The organism is Photobacterium sp. BZF1 (assembly GCF_014349205.1).
Classification (GTDB): Bacteria; Pseudomonadota; Gammaproteobacteria; order Enterobacterales; family Vibrionaceae; genus Photobacterium.
Window position 1 is genome coordinate 1 of record NZ_JACSOF010000008.1, and the last position, 16,812, is coordinate 16,812.

16 protein-coding genes, 1 tRNA gene and 1 pseudogene are annotated in these 16,812 nt (G+C 45.6%); 11 read left to right on the forward strand and 7 right to left on the reverse strand.

Features of this window, described 5'->3' with window-relative positions:
- The first annotated feature begins 3 nt into the window (after positions 1-3).
- Positions 4-94: transfer RNA gene (locus tag BIZ37_RS02730), tRNA-Ser, on the forward strand.
- Between the two features lie 217 nt (positions 95-311).
- Here BIZ37_RS02730 and BIZ37_RS02735 read toward each other — a convergent pair.
- On the reverse strand, positions 312-1,217 hold the full coding sequence (locus BIZ37_RS02735) for a hypothetical protein (protein WP_187460197.1): 906 nt from the start codon (positions 1,215-1,217) through the stop codon (positions 312-314).
- Positions 1,218-1,623: 406 nt separating this feature from the next.
- Between BIZ37_RS02735 and BIZ37_RS02740 the strand changes: the two genes are divergently transcribed.
- Positions 1,624-2,355, forward strand: coding sequence for a glutathione peroxidase (locus tag BIZ37_RS02740; RefSeq protein WP_187460198.1), 732 nt, complete (start codon positions 1,624-1,626; stop codon positions 2,353-2,355).
- A gap of 85 nt (positions 2,356-2,440) precedes the next feature.
- Here the strand turns inward: BIZ37_RS02740 and BIZ37_RS02745 are convergent, their stop codons facing one another.
- Positions 2,441-2,854 carry a VF530 family DNA-binding protein gene (locus BIZ37_RS02745; protein ID WP_107297282.1) on the reverse strand — a complete coding sequence of 138 codons (414 nt, stop codon included), beginning with the start codon at positions 2,852-2,854 and terminating at the stop codon, positions 2,441-2,443.
- Positions 2,855-3,056: 202 nt separating this feature from the next.
- On the opposite strand from BIZ37_RS02745, the gene BIZ37_RS02750 reads away from it, so the two are divergent.
- The 3 genes from BIZ37_RS02750 to BIZ37_RS02760 all read left to right on the forward strand — a co-directional run bounded on the left by BIZ37_RS02750 (position 3,057) and on the right by BIZ37_RS02760 (position 4,728).
- Positions 3,057-3,476 carry a GNAT family N-acetyltransferase gene (locus tag BIZ37_RS02750; protein ID WP_187460199.1) on the forward strand — a complete coding sequence of 140 codons (420 nt, stop codon included), beginning with the start codon at positions 3,057-3,059 and terminating at the stop codon, positions 3,474-3,476.
- Between the two features lie 46 nt (positions 3,477-3,522).
- Positions 3,523-3,996: a MazG-related protein gene (locus BIZ37_RS02755; protein WP_187460200.1), complete on the forward strand. Its 474-nt coding sequence runs from the start codon at positions 3,523-3,525 to the stop codon at positions 3,994-3,996.
- Between the two features lie 75 nt (positions 3,997-4,071).
- Complete coding sequence (locus BIZ37_RS02760; protein WP_370577292.1) at positions 4,072-4,728, forward strand: LysE family translocator; 657 nt, start codon at positions 4,072-4,074, stop codon at positions 4,726-4,728.
- Positions 4,729-4,789: 61 nt separating this feature from the next.
- Here the strand turns inward: BIZ37_RS02760 and BIZ37_RS02765 are convergent, their stop codons facing one another.
- The gene (locus tag BIZ37_RS02765; RefSeq protein WP_187460201.1) at positions 4,790-6,514 is read right to left on the reverse strand and encodes a transporter; all 1,725 of its coding nucleotides are present in this window, start codon (positions 6,512-6,514) and stop codon (positions 4,790-4,792) included.
- Between the two features lie 170 nt (positions 6,515-6,684).
- A complete protein-coding gene (locus tag BIZ37_RS02770; RefSeq protein WP_187460202.1) occupies positions 6,685-7,614 on the reverse strand; it encodes a hypothetical protein in 930 nt (309 codons plus the stop codon).
- Between the two features lie 7 nt (positions 7,615-7,621).
- Here BIZ37_RS02770 and BIZ37_RS02775 point away from each other — a divergent pair, with 7 nt between their 5' ends.
- Both BIZ37_RS02775 and BIZ37_RS02780 read left to right on the forward strand, forming a co-directional pair.
- On the forward strand, positions 7,622-8,380 hold the full coding sequence (locus tag BIZ37_RS02775; RefSeq protein ID WP_187460203.1) for a hypothetical protein: 759 nt from the start codon (positions 7,622-7,624) through the stop codon (positions 8,378-8,380).
- Positions 8,381-8,880: 500 nt separating this feature from the next.
- Positions 8,881-9,225: pseudogene (locus BIZ37_RS02780) on the forward strand (DUF3332 family protein); the annotation flags it as partial.
- Positions 9,226-9,368: 143 nt separating this feature from the next.
- Here BIZ37_RS02780 and BIZ37_RS02785 read toward each other — a convergent pair.
- Positions 9,369-10,586 carry a serine hydrolase gene (locus BIZ37_RS02785; protein WP_187460205.1) on the reverse strand — a complete coding sequence of 406 codons (1,218 nt, stop codon included), beginning with the start codon at positions 10,584-10,586 and terminating at the stop codon, positions 9,369-9,371.
- Between the two features lie 100 nt (positions 10,587-10,686).
- Complete coding sequence (locus tag BIZ37_RS02790; protein WP_187460206.1) at positions 10,687-11,661, reverse strand: AraC family transcriptional regulator; 975 nt, start codon at positions 11,659-11,661, stop codon at positions 10,687-10,689.
- Positions 11,662-11,867: 206 nt separating this feature from the next.
- On the opposite strand from BIZ37_RS02790, the gene BIZ37_RS02795 reads away from it, so the two are divergent.
- From BIZ37_RS02795 to BIZ37_RS02810, 4 genes are all read left to right on the forward strand, one after another.
- A complete protein-coding gene (locus tag BIZ37_RS02795) occupies positions 11,868-12,581 on the forward strand; it encodes a glutathione S-transferase family protein (RefSeq protein ID WP_187460207.1) in 714 nt (237 codons plus the stop codon).
- 75 nt (positions 12,582-12,656) lie between these two features.
- On the forward strand, positions 12,657-13,229 hold the full coding sequence (gene sigZ, locus BIZ37_RS02800) for an RNA polymerase sigma factor SigZ (RefSeq protein WP_187460208.1): 573 nt from the start codon (positions 12,657-12,659) through the stop codon (positions 13,227-13,229).
- Positions 13,230-13,459: 230 nt separating this feature from the next.
- Positions 13,460-14,509: an aminoglycoside phosphotransferase family protein gene (locus BIZ37_RS02805; protein ID WP_187460209.1), complete on the forward strand. Its 1,050-nt coding sequence runs from the start codon at positions 13,460-13,462 to the stop codon at positions 14,507-14,509.
- A 101-nt stretch (positions 14,510-14,610) separates the two neighbouring features.
- Positions 14,611-15,861 carry an alpha/beta hydrolase gene (locus BIZ37_RS02810; RefSeq protein ID WP_370577293.1) on the forward strand — a complete coding sequence of 417 codons (1,251 nt, stop codon included), beginning with the start codon at positions 14,611-14,613 and terminating at the stop codon, positions 15,859-15,861.
- Here BIZ37_RS02810 and puuE read toward each other — a convergent pair.
- Entirely contained in the window at positions 15,858-16,811 is a 954-nt protein-coding gene (puuE, locus tag BIZ37_RS02815; RefSeq protein WP_370577294.1) for an allantoinase PuuE, read from the reverse strand. The two genes, BIZ37_RS02810 and puuE, sit on opposite strands and share 4 nt — an antisense overlap.
- Position 16,812 lies beyond the last annotated feature (1 nt).

Sequence of the window (16,812 nt, forward strand, 5' to 3'; positions counted from 1 at the left end):
TACGGAGAGATGGCTGAGTGGTTGAAAGCACCGGTCTTGAAAACCGGCATACGTTAATAGCGTATCTAGGGTTCAAATCCCTATCTCTCCGCCACATTTAGAAAAAGCCCCGTCGAAAGACGGGGCTTTTTCGTATGCGTTGGGTTCTGAAGAGGGGATTTGAAAATCCCTCCATGCCTCGATCTGGCTCCACCACATTCGAAGGGCTTGCAGAAATGCAGGCCCTTTTTGCATCTGGGATCTAGGGTTCAAATCCTCTAATCCCAGAGCGCTCCGCCTTATTTTCAGGGCGTTAATACAGTTGAATGCGGTTATTTAGCATCCCATGTGTACGACATTGATTCTACTGGAGCGCCAATAGCGTTGTTGTAAATCGTGTGAAGCACTGCTTCGGTAGATTCAGAGAAAGTGTCACCATTCTCACCAAACCCATCAAAGTGTCCATCATGCTGCATGAAGTAGTGAGCTAGTTCGTGCTTAACAATATTGGTGTCAAAGCCACAGTTGTCGTTACCTAGGTTTAGCCAAACCCAACCTTTATCACTCTGTAGTACACCGTTTGTGTCAACAATCATGTTTGGAGAGCCTGCAATGTAAGGTGCCGAAGTCACAGAACCACACATGATTTCACCATTTTTGGAAACTTGGTGTGCAGTGCCAACAGAAATGATCAACCCACCTTTGCCGCGTCCAATCGCGTCAGAGTAATCAATTGTAGAAAAGTTTGTTACATCAGCGTCAGAAAAGCGAATGAAACCTTTGTCCTCGAACACTTTACGGTCAATAGCTGCTTCGATTCCTTTCAAACCTTCTGTTACACGCGGGTCGATCTCTTCTTTGGCATCATCACCAATTACAGCATAATAAACAGGAACAAGGTTATCTTCAGATACATCGTGACGCCAAATCACACCTTCAGTCTCAACAGGGTTTTGATCAAGTGAACAAAACCCTTGGCATTTGTATTCATCATTACGCTCAGTCAATCCTGCGTTCATCCAGTGGTTCGATGACTCACGCGGGAAATCATGCTCAGTGTAAACTGTAAAGTTGTCATGACCAGCAACAATGGCTTTTAGAACTGCGCGAGTGTGTGATTCAGATGCCGGATTATTGCCGTAGTTGCCACCATTACCACCACCGTCACTATCACCACCACCACAACCAGTAACTACTGAAATAGATAAAGCCAATAGAGGTATTTTAAGTTTATTCATTTTTATAATTTCGCTTCGGTTTGTAAAATTCGGCGAATTATAATTACATTTCCGCTTCAAAAACTGATCTTTGTCATATGTAATCATACATGTGTAACATATATTTTTATGGTAACTAAAAGCAAAATTCATTGCTTATATATTAGGCAAAGTATGCGTATTAAATCAGTTTGAGTTATTGACTCACACTTGAAATTCATTTGAGTATTCACTGGGTTTAAATTAATAGAACGAACATTGTTGATTAATTCGTATACTGAATTCACGATAGGCATTACCTATTGAATCGATGAGTAAAATCAAAGTGAACTCTATCGTCAAAATGGCATAATGATTCCATCAACAAGGAGCAATGTTGAAAAAGCTCCGGTTGCAACAGCAGCTTTTTAATTTTAGGGAATCTAGTATGTTTGAATCAAAAGAAGGCCAAGCGGTACCTCAGGTCACTTTCCACACTCGCCAAGGCGACCAGTGGGTAGACGTTACAACCAATGAGCTATTTGCTAATAAAACCGTTATCGTCTTTTCGCTACCGGGTGCATTTACCCCAACGTGTTCTTCAAGCCACCTTCCTCGCTATAACGAGTTGGCGCCAGTATTTGCTGAGCATGGTGTTGATGACATCCTGTGTGTTTCTGTAAACGACACGTTTGTGATGAACGCATGGAAACAAGACCAAGAAGCGGAAAATATCACTTTCATTCCAGACGGTAACGGTGAGTTCTCGAAAGGTATGGGTATGCTGGTAGCTAAGAACGACCTTGGCTTCGGTGACCGCTCATGGCGTTACAGCATGCTGGTGAAGAATGGCGTTGTTGTAAAAATGTTCATCGAAAACGACGAACCGGGCGACCCGTTCAAGGTTTCTGATGCAGACACCATGTTGGCCTACGTTGCACCAGAGCACAAAGTACAAGAGTCAATCACGGTATTTTCCAAGCCGGGTTGCCCATTCTGTGTCAAAGCTAAGCAGAGCCTGATCGATGCTGGCCTGAACTACGAAGAAGTGGTACTTGGCAAAGATGCAACTACGGTTAGCCTACGCGCAATTACCGGGCGCAGCACGGTACCTCAGGTATTCATCGGTGGCCAGCACATCGGTGGTAGTGAAGAGCTGGACGTTTTTCTAGCCAAGTAATGGCTACAGCTTAAAATCAGCCTAAAGAAAAGCCAAGTAGGGTGAACCTTACTTGGCTTTTTTGCTATTGGTGCAAATGGAGCTGTTAGCGGCGCTGACGGCGGCCGCGAGACGATCGCTCTTTGTGGGCAGAGGCTGCCTTTGCCTGTGACTTCAAAATTGACTCTACGGTCAGTTCCATCGGCTCTTTGGGTTTGAGGCCATGCGGGAAGGTACGGGCACGTGGCGGCAAGTCGTATTCTTCTGCTGAAGCACGTGGCATGCGCTTGAAGCGGTAGAGGTAAAAGTTCTCAAGCTTCTCACGCGCCCAGTTCGTCTTCTTAAGGTATTTTACACTGCTCGCAATGGATGGGTTGGTGTGAAAGCAGTTGATACGCATGGCGGTATCAAGGATTTCCCATCCGTAATAGTCCACCAATTCTTGCAGCAAGGTTTCTAACTTAAGACCGTGTAATGGGTTGTTTTGTTGTAATTCAATTCTTTCTTCATCTGTCATCATAACAAGTTCCTAAGTATTCAACTCAACCTAGACAGGTTGGACAAGGTGGCTTGAGGGAGCGGGATTCTAACAGAGTAAACCAATCTTCCCTATATTTATCGACTTATAGGTAACTAAATGAGACGCTATCTTTGTAAACGAAGCAGACTCACGCTAACTAACAGTTGGGAAGGTGTGTATCTAGAATGACAAGGAGGGTCGATTGAAAACCACAATTCGGTTGGCAACAGAGGCTGATGCCGAGGGGATCAACCAAGTCTCAAGCTATTTAGGCTACTCTGAACTGTCAGGTGACGAGGTGAAGGATAAGCTTTTTCAAATGTGCACTTCTACATCCGATGAAGTCTATGTCTGTGAGGTGAGCGGCAAAATTGTCGGGTGGCTGCATTTGTTTTATGCCCGGAGACTAGCATCTGATGATTTTTATGAAATCGGCGGGCTTGTCGTTAATCCTGAGTTTCGCGGCAAAGGTATTGGTCGTGCTTTAGTTGCGTATGTTGTGGAAACACACAAGGGAAAGATCAGGGTACGCTGTAATGAGAAAAGGCTAGAGTCCCATCAATTCTATGAGGCTATCGGGTTTGTGAGGAAAAAAGCCCAATGTGTATTTGAAGCCGGCTAGTCGCAGGCATTGAAAGTGTTCAGGGAAATTGAAGAAAAGGTTCAGGATGAGCGAAAAAGTAAAAAATGCGCTGTTGTGGTTAAAGGGTACCCTTGATTCTCAAAAGGTGCAGTACCAGATAGTTGGCGGCTTGGCGGCAACTATTCATGGTGGGAGCCGTGAGGTGGCGGATATAGATCTGTATATTCGAAAAGCCGATGCCGACAAGATTTTACCACAAGTGAAAAGCTATATCTCGAAACCCTTAACCCATTATGTTGAAGGCTCATGGGATTTGGAATATTTTCAATTGATATATAAAGGACAGAAAATCGAAATCGGTTTGTCACCCGGAACCAAAATCAAAGCAGCAGGCAAGGGGGACTGGGTTGAACTCAAAACGGATTTCTCCCAGTCTGTTGTTGGCAGTTATCAAGGCGTTGAAGTGCCCACAATCCCAGTGGCCGAGTTGATAAGTTACAAGCGGGTGTTGGGCCGGGAGGTCGACCTGATTGATATCGAGGAACTGGCGGACAGGTAAACCTCAAAAAAACCTTAAACCATAGCTATTCGCTGCTGGTTGGCTATTGCAGAACGGATACGACAAGGAAAAGGAGTGATAGCATTGTTTGGAATAGAAAATCTTTGGCTGTTTGTGGTATCTGGCATTGTACTTAATATGCTCCCTGGGCCTGATTCTGTGCTTATTGCAGGACGTGCGGCGAGCCAAGGTTTCAGGGCGGGTTCGGCTGCTGCGCTGGGTATCGGTACCGGAATATTTGTCCACATTGTTGCAGCGTCTTTGGGATTGTCGGCAATCTTATCAACATCGGCAACAGCTTTCACAGTGGTGAAAATTATCGGTGGGGCGTACCTGCTTTATATGGCGTATTGCATGTTCAAAGACAGCAGTTCGCAGGTGGGAACGGCTAACAAGTTACAACCAATAGTAGCGACAAAGACTTCGTTGCTTAGTATCTATAGCCAAGGGCTGATAACCAATGTGTTCAATCCAAAGGTTGCGTTGTTTTTTCTTTCGTTTATGCCTCAATTTATATCAAGCACCAGCGACAATAAGGCTATCGCCTTTCTGGTGCTCGGGCTAATTTTCAATTTTACCGGAATGATCTGGTATCACTTTATTGCTTGGGTGTCGGCATCAATGAGCCGTAAGCTGTCAGCAAGCCAATCTGTCCGAAAGTGGTTTAGTCGGCTTGCTGCAAGCTTGTTTGGTGCGTTCGGCGTGAAGTTGTTGGTTTCCACCCAGGGTTAAGTTTTCCTTGTCCCAGAGCCCAGAGCCCAGAGCCCAGAGCCCAGAGCCCAGAGCCTTGAATCTATATCGCCATTGATAGCTTATGCAGCCGGCTAGATTTATATGCCAATCCAGAGCCGCACAGTAAAATCAATCCACCGATGCCGAGAAAGATTGCGGCATCGCGCCACGTATCGGTAGACAATGCAATTAAGCTTACAAGTATGCCCAACACTGTCAACGCACGGCCCATAAACATCCCGTTGGTATGATCTATTGGGCTTTGCTCCTCAATACTCATCGGTGTGGTTAAGCGGCGGCTGATTTCACGGGTGTCTTTCTTCACTCTTGATAGCCAAGGCGTCAGCATGAAGAAACCACCGGTAAAGATGACATGGGAGATAAAGGTCGCGGCAATTTTCAGGTCTACCTGCTCACGCGCTGTCAATGTATAGTCGAACAGAGCGGCAAACCACTCGGCGTTAAAGCCAAAATGGATGATGAAGGAAACAACAAGGCCAACCAATATCGTTGCCCAACCGGACCAACCCGGGGTGCGAAGGTTTAGCAATGCCAGAAAGGACGGGATTGATAGTGGCATTTGAATCATGGCGGTGAACAGCATCATGATATCGAATAGGCTGTAGCCCTCAAGCCGGGAGAAAAACAGAGCCACGGTACAAGCCATTACGCCGGTTAACAGCGTTGCCGATTTGCCCCATAGCATCTGCTGCCGGTCTGTCCCTTTCGGGTTGATCAAAGACAAGTAGATATTATTCACCACGATGCCTGCATTGCGGTTGAGCGCTGTTGTCATGGGCGAAACTGTGGCTGCTAGCATGGCAACCATGACCAAGCCGAGAAGGCCACTAGGCATATAGTGGTCGATGTAATAGAGGTAAGCGGCATTATCAGCACCGGCTCCAAGGTTTGGATAGCTGTCGATGAGGCTGATATCTAGCGAAGCAACAAACCAAGGGGGCGAGAACCATAGTAGGGGAGCAAACAAGAACAATACACCAGCCAAAGTTGCTGCTCGGGTCGCTTCTTTTTCATTGCTGGTAATTAAAAACCGGTAACTGCTAAGGGCATTGTTGGTGTTGAGGGTCTGGCTCAGCAGCATGGCACCTATCCACAACACGAAGACCTGCCAGATGGCAATGCCTTCACCCATGATGGTATGGGATAACGACTCAACCGGCTGTGCCACGACTTCACTGGCCGCAGTGAAACCGACAATCATGGTAATGCTAATGAGCAGGACAAGCTGAATGACATTGGTTGCTGAGACTGTCCATACACCGCCGGTAACGGCAATGAAGGTGACCAGCAAGCTGATGCCGATGATAGTGATATCGATGCTGATCCCGAACGTTGCCGACAAAAAGGCTCCAAGTCCGTTAAGCCAAATGCCGGCACCGATCAGTGTGATAGGAAAGCTCAACCAAGTAAACGTCTGCTCCGATGTTTTGTTAAAACGCAGTTTTATAACGTCCATTGCCGTATCGACACGTAAGCGGCGGTAACGCTTTGCAAAGTAGAGCGCCGAAACAAAGAAACCGAGCGCATTACCCCAGAAAACAAACATCACACTGAGTCCGTCGGCATACGCTTTTGCTGCTGCACCGGTAAAGGTCCATGCCGAGAACTGAGTCATGAACGCCGTCGCACCTGCCATCCACCAGGTCATGGCTCCACCGCCACTGATAAATCCGCTGGCATTGGTCGCCTTGTGTCTAAATGCTTGTGTCACTTTGATAATAAAAACAAAATATAAGCCAATCATGGCCCAGTCTAGATATGTCACGCCAATACCTGTCAGCAGAACGATGTTTCAGTATTGAAATTTTATTTCATTTTTAACGGTCAGCCAATTCAATTATTGTTGGTATTTTTACCTGACGTGGTGCCAAATAGCAAAAGCCCTACTCTGGTGAGCAGGGCTTAAGAATTGCTAATTACAAGGAGGGAAGTGTATTAAAACTTCCAGACTAGGCCCACTTTGGAGAAGAAGATATCCTGATCGGCGACATTGACACCTTTGCTGGTTTCTAGTTTCTTATACTGGATATCAGCAAGGACTGAGAAGGTATCGTTGATAGGCAGTTCAGAATAAAGTGCATAGATGTCATAGTCATGGCGCTGGTTGCCACCATTGCCTTCTAACCAACCATTTTCGTAGCGGAGTTCAAGGTAGTTGCCGTTATCGAAGTTGAACTGCACGAGAGGTTTGACGGCAAATTCGCGGTAGTTCCAGTCATTGTCGACATTGACATAGATAACCTTGGCACCTAGGTTAACTTTATCGTTAAGTCGGTATAGGTAAAGCGGTTCAGTTTCGAGGAATGAACCATTATCACCGTGGTTATCTTCGTAACCTAACTCTAAGTTTACGTGTAGGAAGTGTTTACCAAAGTCAAAGTCAAGACCTGGCTTCACCATGTATTTGTCATAATTCCAGCCTTCACCATTTCCGATCACTTTTTCATACGACATGAATACATTACCGCGGATGTTATCGGTAATCGGGAAGAAGAATGCCGGTATTAACTCAGAGTAGTTCGCTTGCCCAACCGAGTCACCATCCCTATAGAAGTGAATCTCCTTGAGCACATAACCCATGCTGAAATAGTCAGTTACCCTAGTGAAACCATCAGCATAGATAAAGTGGAGGTATTCCATATCACCGCCACCCTTGAAGTCGATATTTTCATACTCAATACCGGTCAGGGCACGGGTTCGCTTTGGAAAGTCTCGATTTTCCACACGTTCTAATTGTGACTCATTATTGAAGCTCTCTGCAATGTAGCGACTTTCTAGTTCATCAGTGGACGCTAGGAGAACAGGTTTAATATCGATAGGTTCAATCCCTGGATTGCCTTCCTGCTCTTCTGCTGCAGCAGCCAATAGTGGGTTGTATAGCTCAGGTTCTGTCTGTTGGGTATCCTCAGCAAAAGAGAATGCACCACTTGGGTACTATGTTGACCGTAAGGCCAACGAAAGCCGCTTAGCACCGGTTTGGGCTCATCTGGTAACAAAGGGGTCTGAAAAGGAAGTTCCTAAAACAGCATTTAGTGATATGGAACTCTATACTGGAAACTACACAATTGATGAGCGAAATTACTATCCAATGCTGACTTGGGATGGGGCTTATTTCCAAGGGATGTTGCCTTCAATTTTATTAAATGAAAGAAAGTTGATTCCTGACTATTCAATTATTGAAGATATGACCAAAATGCAGAAGATGCACTCTGAAGACAACGACATTCCATTTGTTTCTTCGGCTGCGACAACCGATGATGGCTATGCGGCTTTCGGTATTAATAAAATATCTGAGGCTTATGTACGATTCGGCCATGAAAGCCCGGGTGAAAAGACCGGTACACCTCATGCCACTGCATTGTCTTATATGGTTAATCCATGGGATGCAGTGAACTTGCTTAAGACCATAAAAGAGCAGCATCCAGAGATAGAATCACCGTACGGTTGGTATGACTCTGTTGATACTGAAGGTAAGATTTCAACGAAGATATTATCACTTGATCAGGGAATGATGATTGGCTCTTTCTTGTCTCCAAGCATCAACGAGAAGGTTGATAATTACCTTAAACATAAAGATTATTATGATCATGTCGTCGAGATGTACCAATCATTCACTCCTGATAGTGAATAAGTAAAGTGAAAGCCTTGCTGAGCAAGGCTTTTTCTTGCCTACAAAATCAATATTAATGAAACATCATAAAGTATACTTTCGATTGATGCAGCATTAATACATGATGCATTGCGAGTGTTTTATTGCTACATTGTTCAACGCTCAACTGATAGTATTCAATGCGGTTAATCAAATTATCAATTTGATGACAGTACACGCTTTTACTATTTAATTTGTTGTTTAGTAATGACATTTTATGATTTATCAATTGACCTTCGTTAAACAAAACATAAAGTTCATTAACCAATCTATTTCTTGCTTGCATAGAAGTCGCTGTAGTATTAATTAATTTAATATTTCACTTTTTTATTATTTAACTTGTACAGGTCATTTTACGACACTTGTTTTTTGATTGTTAAACTTGCAAGCTGGCTAACAAATATTGTCATTGTTGCTAGATCATATTTGAGCAATAAGTAGTATTCCCTTCGTCGATAAATTTGCCTTTTATTATAAGTTGTATGGCTATCAATATTATTAAACGATGTGTAGCGATAGGTGTCGCTTCTGTGCTGTTAAGCGGTTGTGTAGGCAGTAATGTGGCTACCACTAAGTTAATGGAATATAACGTAAAAGCAGTGGATAATCGGTATGCCCGTGGCGGACTGAACATGGCGATGTCGCCATTGTATGCGGTAACGGTAGGGGCGGATTACTTGGTGTTGAACTCATTGGAATTTTGGACCGGTGAGAACCCGATTAGCGGTCAGTCTCATATTTTTGATACTGATACGGATACGTGGTTGGAAGTCAATAGCAGTATTGACGAGTCGCTTCATTCTGCTCCTATAAAAATAAGCACATCAGAATAAAATTGGCACTCTAATTATCTTAGTACTTACATTTTAGAGGGTTAAGTTATCTTTGATAATTAGTGTCAATTCTTTTGGAATAATAAAGTAGTACTCTTAGGTCCTTTTGCCCTTACATATTATGTAAGGGCATTTTTTTATTTTTCTAAGTCTTTGACAAAGTTGCGAACGAAGCCTGCGACATTGTGTTTTTCAATTCGATTACTGAACCATACAGCCACTGTGTCTTTGGCTGGTGAGATATAAATCCCTTGTCCTCGCATCCCGCCTTTGAACATATCGCCGTCGTCCCATATAGCATCAAATTGGTAACTGCCCCCGATAGGCTCATCAGCAGTCATGGCAATGAATTGCTCTGAAGCAGGACTTACCGTATAAACACCGGGTGTTACTGATTGCTGGATGGTTTTGACAACGCTTGGTGAAATTATCCTTTCATCCGAAGTCGCCTGCCAACTGTCGGTGTAGAGCATGGCGTATCGGGCCATATCTTCGGTGTTTGATGTCATCAAACCGTGGATCACTTCATGGCCGTCAGGTGTCAAAGTGATATACCCATTATCGGACATTCCTGCTTTGGCCCAAATCCTTTCATTCATAACCTGATACAAAGGCTTTCCTTCGACTTTTGCAATCAGCAACCCCAGAATTTGGGTATTGGCGGAGCTATATTCAAATGCTTTGCCCGCATCGCTCTTGCGTGGGATATCCAACAAAGTCTGGTAGTAATCACCTTCGGCTTCAATTTCAGCAAAAAAGAGTTGGGTGATGTGGGAATCTGGATTGGCCCGAGCGGTATCATTTTCCTCTGCATCCAAACCAGACTGCATATTCAAGATATCAATAACTCGAGTTGATCCCCAACTCGTATCCGCAAGCTCTGGCATATAGGTCGACAGGGGCTCTACAACATCGAGTTTGCCTTCTTCTTCAAGTAATGCCACCAACAAGCCTGCAATAGACTTAGCATTGCTCATCCAGACATGTTGGCTGTCATAGGGCATATTGAAGTGCTCAAAAATGACCTTGCCGTTTTGGATGATCATCATCGAGTTTATAGAAGGGTTGCTACCTGTCAGCAGCGAGCCCAAGCTTTGGTCATTGAAGCGGGTTTGGTGGACATTTTCTGGTGCAATCAGGTTTCTTTCTAACGGTTTGGATTGAGAACCTTTTGTTAGCGTGGCATAGGGAAGCACTTTGTCTAAGTTCTGCCAATACCATGAAGCCTGTTCACTGGGATACATGAAAGTCTGCAGGGAGAAATCTGCGATGTATTCTTGTTCTGTCTCAGCGGAAATGTCCGCCGTAGCTGCTGTGCTGGCGATTGCCAGGGCGATGAGACTGTGTTTTACCATCTCAACCTCGCTATAGTGTTATTGGAAACAGCAATATAACGAGGTGGAAGCAAAATTAACCTATCACATTACGACATTTCGAGTGGTAAAACCGCTAGCTTTAACTAGATAGGGACAGGCTCTTCAAGTATTGGGTCGGGGTCTGTTTGAGGTGCTTCTTCATCGCCCGAGAGAAGTTGGACGGATCTGAATAATTCAGCTTTTCCGCCACGGCTTGAACACTGTGCCCTTGTTGGAGCAACACCATCGATTTTTCGATTTTCTTCTGGTTGAGATAGTCCCTAAATGAAGAATTGTGTTGGATAAACAACCGCTGCAGTGTTCGCTCTGAGACCCCAAACAGGTGGGCAACAAAATCGATCCCAAAGTGCTCCTCCTGCCAAAAAGTATCAACTACGCCCTTTACCCTTGCCATTGAGCAGCAGTGCCTTTGATTGGGTTGGCGTCTAAACGGTTGTAAATCCTCTACATTCAGGCTCACAGGGACGTAACTATAGTCAGCGCCGTAAAACACTTTCTTTTCTGCAGTCTGTCCGACAATTTTGGCCTTGGGTGAACTTTGATGGTCGAATGCCAAATAATTTGGTTGCCATGAGTCACCCAAGTGCTCCTTTAAAAGTTTGATGATAAGGAAAGTCGTGAATTCATTAGCATGTTGATAGCTTTTGTCGGTCGCTTTTAATGAACTCTGATGGCATATCTTGAACTTTCCATTGTGGCATTCAAACCATAACCTGAAGTGAGAGCCTTGCAGGTGCTGGAACGATATCAATGTATCAAGGAAATCAGATACCCCCAGGCTGTTAGCTAATTGTTGCTGGGTCTCAGGGTGAAGGGCTTGCTTGCCTACGCATTGAGCGGCATAGAAGCCGATATCATCATGACCTGTGGTTTTTGAAGCCGAGTCGACAATCAAGCTGACAACATGAGAAGGCAGATATAATGTTGGGTTCTCCAGCGTTTTCCGATCAATACGTAGCCGTTTTAGTAGCGGTGAAGGGTCACGGTCATTTTCATCGAGGAACGTTAAAAAAGGCGCACTAAGCGCGGCTCGGCAAACAGGTAGAGAACTCATGATCCATTTAGGTGGTGAATGATGCTGGCACTGTATGCTATCTGACCTTGAAGATAACTGAATGGTGAATGGCTATTCACGAAATCGGTTGTTTTGCGAATGATTTGCGAGTGTTAGTTCAATGAGACGAAAATTTTTATCTTTTTTTCGTCTTTTCCTGATGGTGCCCGTCTTACGGGTATACAAACTATCAGAGAGTGTTAGACATGCTTAAAGTTGTTAGCTTCAAAATTTGCCCATTCGTCCAGCGTGTGACTGCAGCATTGGCGGCCCGCAATATTCCCTACGAGATTGAATACATTAGCCTTAAGGACAAGCCTCAGTGGTTTTTGGATATTTCACCTAACGGCCAGGTGCCTTTGCTCATCACCGACTCAGGTGCCGCCCTGTTCGAGTCTGATGCGATCATTGAATACATTGAAGATCAATATGGCCCGCTCGAGGCTGGGGTGTCTAATGAACAACGAGCGTTTGATAGGGCATGGAGTTACCTCGGAGCCAAGAACTATATGACCCAATGCGGCACCATGAGCAGCAAAGATAAAGCAACGTTTGAGCAGCGGAACGAGAAGTTTGTTACTGCCTTTGCCAAGGTGGAAAAACAATTGTCGGGTGAGTCCCGCTACTTTAAATCAGACAGCATCAGCAATGTTGATATTGCTTGGCTGCCTTTACTGCATCGGGCACACATCATCAAACAGCACACGGGGTTTGATTTCCTGTGTTGCTTGCCTAAAACTCAAGCTTGGCAAAAGGCAGTTATGGCGTCAGGACTGGTGGAACAATCGGTTGCCGAAGATTTCGAGCAGCACTTCACCCATTTTTATCTGTCAGAGACCTATTTGTCAGATAACACTCTTAAAACGTGCAATGAGCTGAAAAACAGCAAAAGATGTACCACAAGCAGTTGTTGCGGCTAACGGTTAGTCATATCTTAATTTACTATTTACAAAGGTTATGGGGATGCCCATAACCTTTTTGCGCTGGAGAAAGAAATGCCTGACAAAGTATTGCCGGAAAATACCCTTCGTATTGAGGATGTGTGGCAGCAATACCAGACGAGCCTAAAGCGATTTTTGCATTCGAACGTCTCGTGCCCGGATGATGTGGATGATTTGCTGCAGGATATCCTTATCAAAACCTACCAGCAGATCAGCACGGTTAAAGATAAGAACAAGCTCAAGTCTTGGTTGTTCCAGTTGGCTAACAACACCATTATCGATTTCTACCGCAAGCGGGCACGTGGCAAAGGGGTTACCGAAGACGAACTTTGGTACACCGAAGGTGGGGAGAGTATCCATCGTCAGCTTTCCCACTGTATCTTGCCGTTTATCCAAGCCTTGCCAGAAGAAGACGCACAACTGTTGAGCGCGATTGAAATCAATGGCACCTCCCAGAAGGACTACGCCGAACAACATGGGATGAAGTACTCGACGTTGAAGTCCCGGGTGCAAAAAAGCCGTGAAAAGCTCAACCGTTTGTTCAACGAATGCTGCGAGATGAAGCTCGACAGTCATGGTAATATCATCGACTTCGAGCAAAAGGCGAGGTGTGGAAAAAGATGCTAGATCCGAGGAGAAATTGGTCCTAGGAAAAGCGGGGCCTAGTTCCTGGGAGAGCAAAAGCAGAAGCAGAAACAGGCCCTTGGTCCTTGGAGGAGCAGGTCCTAGGAAATGCGAAAATCAAAAGCAAGAGCTTGACGTATCATTGCTTTCGGTAAATTCTGCCTGCAGAACCCAGAACCCAGAACCCAGAACCCAGAACCCAGAACCCAGAACCCAGAACCTGATTTTAACCTATGAACATCCCAACAAAAATTATTGAGAAAGTCGCTCTGTCAGTTGGTGCTGTCGGAGTAGCAAGCGTTGAGCATATCCAAAGCCTTTGGAGTGGCTATGGTGAGTTAGTCAGGTTGCATTTGGACGGGGGCGGTCGGCCTTCGGTGATTGTGAAATATATCCTGCTGCCAACCGCTACATCGCAGACAGCCAATCATCCCAGAGGGTGGAACACCTCTCGCTCTCATCAGCGTAAATTGGACTCTTACCAAGTAGAAGTGAATTGGTACCGGCATTATGCCAATCATTGTCAGGCTCCGGTGCCAAAATGCTTGCTGGTGGAACAGCATGACAATGAAATTTTGTTGGTGTTGGAAGATTTGGCGGTAACGGGGTACAGCCATGTACACAAGAGTATCGAGCAACATTCGCTATTGGCTTGTTTACACTGGTTAGCACAGTTCCATGCCCAGTTTATGGTTGGTGTTGGATCAATAGCTCTAGGTAAACCATCAGATCCCGATTGTAGAGGTCTTTGGCCTACTGGGACTTACTGGCATTTGGCTACACGTCCGGATGAGTTGGCTGTGCTTGAGGATCAGACACTCAAATCTGCTGCCGAGCAGCTTGATACCATACTTTCGCAAAACAATTACCAGACCTTGGTACACGGCGATGCCAAACTGGCCAATTTTTGCTTTACCCCTGAAGGCAATGCGGTTGCTGCCGTTGACTTCCAGTATGTTGGTGGTGGCTGTGGCATGAAGGATGTGTGTCTGTTCCTGAGCAGCGTTCTCGACTTCAGCGAGAGTGTGGCAAATAACGAGGCGAAAGTTGAAGCTTATCTTGAAGGGTATTTTTCAGCCCTGAAGCAGGCATTGCTTGAATATCATCCGCAAATTGATGGTAACGATGTCGAGCAGCAATGGCGTCCACTGTATTGTGTCGCTTGGGCAGATTTCCAACGTTTCATGAAGGGGTGGTGTCCGGATCATTGGAAGATTAACACCTACACCGAGCGCCTTAGCCAGGAGGCATTACAAAGCCTCGGAGTCAGTATCAATAAATAATACTGGTTTAAAGTGTGAGTGTGAATGTTCTAGGTTCATCATTCTATTTTATTGCTTCACTATGCGTTGTACCCCCATAACGACGCAAAATGGAGTTTTTAGTGGATACCCTCTCAAAGACAAAACGCTTTAAACATTTTCACGCCTCCGATCTCAGAGGGATCGGCCAACTGGCCATACAAGCGACGATGAGTGCAACACGGATTGCTGAAGGGGTCCACCAGTCAGTATGGCGAACGATGGGAGTTCCGGGGGGCGAAACTCCAGAACGAACTCGGGGGCTGACCGGGTTTGTTTATAAAAGTATCTACAAAATTACCGGGTTGTTGGGGAATGGGGTAGATAAAGTCTTGGAAAAACAACAGCCTTGGCTTGAGTCTTTCGACGAAGGTAAAGAAGAGACTCTGGAGCGTATCTCAATGCTGTCGGCCCTTAATGGGGTAATGGGGGACAGGTTGGTTGAACAAGGCAATCAATTTGCGATCCCAATGAGTTTTTATTACCAGCAAGAACGATTGCCAATCAACGACTTGCGTTCTTTTAATATTCCACAAGCCACAACGAAGGTTCTCCTGATGGTCCACGGACTGTGCATGAATGATCGTCTATGGAAAGGAGAGCATGATGGGGTTGAGGTTGATCATGGTCTTCAATTGTCAGCGGCTTTAGGCTACACCCCTGTTTACCTTAGGTATAATACCGGCCTTCACACCTCGCAAAATGGCAGGCAATTATCTGACTTGCTGGAGCAACTTGTCAAAAATTGGCCTGTTCCCATAGAAGAGCTTTCAGTTATTGCCCACAGTATGGGTGGGTTAGTGTCACGCAGTGCCGTTCATTATGGCCAAGAGCAGGAGATGTCATGGCCCAATGTTGTGAAAAAGATGGTGTTCTTAGGGACCCCTCATCACGGTGCACCTCTGGAGCGTTTAGGAAACAAGTTGGGTGTCATTCTGAGTAAAACACCCTATACAGCGCCTTTTAACCTTCTTAGTAACTTACGAAGCTCAGGTATCACCGACCTTCGTTACGGTTATGTCGTTGATGAAGATTGGCAAGGTGCTGATCGTTTCCAAAACAAGCCTGATGAGCGGTCTGGGGTGCCTCTGCCTGAGGGTGTTGACTGTTTCACCATCGCTGCCACAACGGCGAGTAAAAGAAGTCTGTTAGCGGAAAGGTTGGTTGGCGATGGCCTCGTTCCACTCAATAGTGCATTGGGGGTTCACCCAGTAAATGATAGACACCTGATGTTTGCTGAACCCTCAAAAAAAGTATTTTATGACATGAACCATAACCAGTTGTTGAGTGACCCGAAGATCACCCAACAACTTAAAATATGGCTGGATGCTTAACGTTTATCTGCAGGGTGATTAGCTATCCAGTGCTTGGCGATATCGGTGCGGGTGGTTACCCAGATATCGTCGAAGCCAGCGATGTAGTCGAGGAACTTCTTGAGGGCCTGAATTCGCCCAGGTTTGCCTAGAATCCGGCAGTGCATACCAATCGACATCATCTTCGGTGCGCTTTCCCCTTCCTCATAGAAACAGTCAAAGGTGTCTTTCAGGTACTGGAAAAATTCCTCGCCATGGCTAAAACCGTAGGGAGAGGAAAAACGCATATCGTTGACATCCAAGGTATATGGCACCACTAAGTGTGGTTTTTGGCCAGAAGGGGTATCAAGCGTGGTCCAGAACGGCAGGTCATCGCCGTAGTAATCAGAGTCGAACAGTATTGATGGATGTTCGGCGAGTAGCTGGCGTGTATGCTTTGAGTCTCGGCCGGTATACCAACCGACAACGGGTTTGCCCAGCATGTCTTCAAGACGGGTTAGCGCCTGCGCCATGTGTTCCCGCTCTTCAACGACTGGCATATTTTGGTGATGGATCCATTTCAGGCCATGGCAAACCACATCATAGCCATTGTCGATAATCGCTTGTGTTACCGCCGGATTCCTTTCTAATGCGGTGGTAATGGCGAAAATAGTCAGCGGAAGCTGGCGTTTTTCGAACTCGTTGAATATACGCCATACCCCGCTGCGAGATCCGTATTCATACAGGGACTCTATGCTCATATGGCGGTCAGGGTAGGCTTCCGCTCCAGCGATTTCGGACAAGAATGTCTCGGAGTGGGTGTCGCCATGAAGAATACAGTTCTCACCACCTTCCTCGAAATTCAGCACAAATTGTACCGCAAGTTTGGCATTATTAGGCCAATTGGCATGTGGCGGTTTACCTGCGTATCCGGCCATATCGCGGGGTTTGAGGGTGGCAATTTGCGATAGAAGTGCGTCATCGTTGTTCATG

Bases quoted from the DNA above. Each gene is read 5' to 3' on its own strand.
- BIZ37_RS02805 (WP_187460209.1), top strand. From the start codon at position 13,460: ATGAACATCCCAACAAAAATTATTGAGAAAGTCGCTCTGTCAGTTGGT.
- BIZ37_RS02795 (WP_187460207.1), top strand. From the start codon at position 11,868: ATGCTTAAAGTTGTTAGCTTCAAAATTTGCCCATTCGTCCAGCGTGTG.
- BIZ37_RS02745 (WP_107297282.1), bottom strand. From the start codon at position 2,854: ATGATGACAGATGAAGAAAGAATTGAATTACAACAAAACAACCCATTA.
- BIZ37_RS02735 (WP_187460197.1), bottom strand. From the start codon at position 1,217: ATGAATAAACTTAAAATACCTCTATTGGCTTTATCTATTTCAGTAGTT.
- BIZ37_RS02785 (WP_187460205.1), bottom strand. From the start codon at position 10,586: ATGGTAAAACACAGTCTCATCGCCCTGGCAATCGCCAGCACAGCAGCT.
- puuE (WP_370577294.1), bottom strand. From the start codon at position 16,811: ATGAACAACGATGACGCACTTCTATCGCAAATTGCCACCCTCAAACCC.
- BIZ37_RS02740 (WP_187460198.1), top strand. From the start codon at position 1,624: ATGTTTGAATCAAAAGAAGGCCAAGCGGTACCTCAGGTCACTTTCCAC.
- BIZ37_RS02790 (WP_187460206.1), bottom strand. From the start codon at position 11,661: ATGAGTTCTCTACCTGTTTGCCGAGCCGCGCTTAGTGCGCCTTTTTTA.
- BIZ37_RS02755 (WP_187460200.1), top strand. From the start codon at position 3,523: ATGAGCGAAAAAGTAAAAAATGCGCTGTTGTGGTTAAAGGGTACCCTT.
- sigZ (WP_187460208.1), top strand. From the start codon at position 12,657: ATGCCTGACAAAGTATTGCCGGAAAATACCCTTCGTATTGAGGATGTG.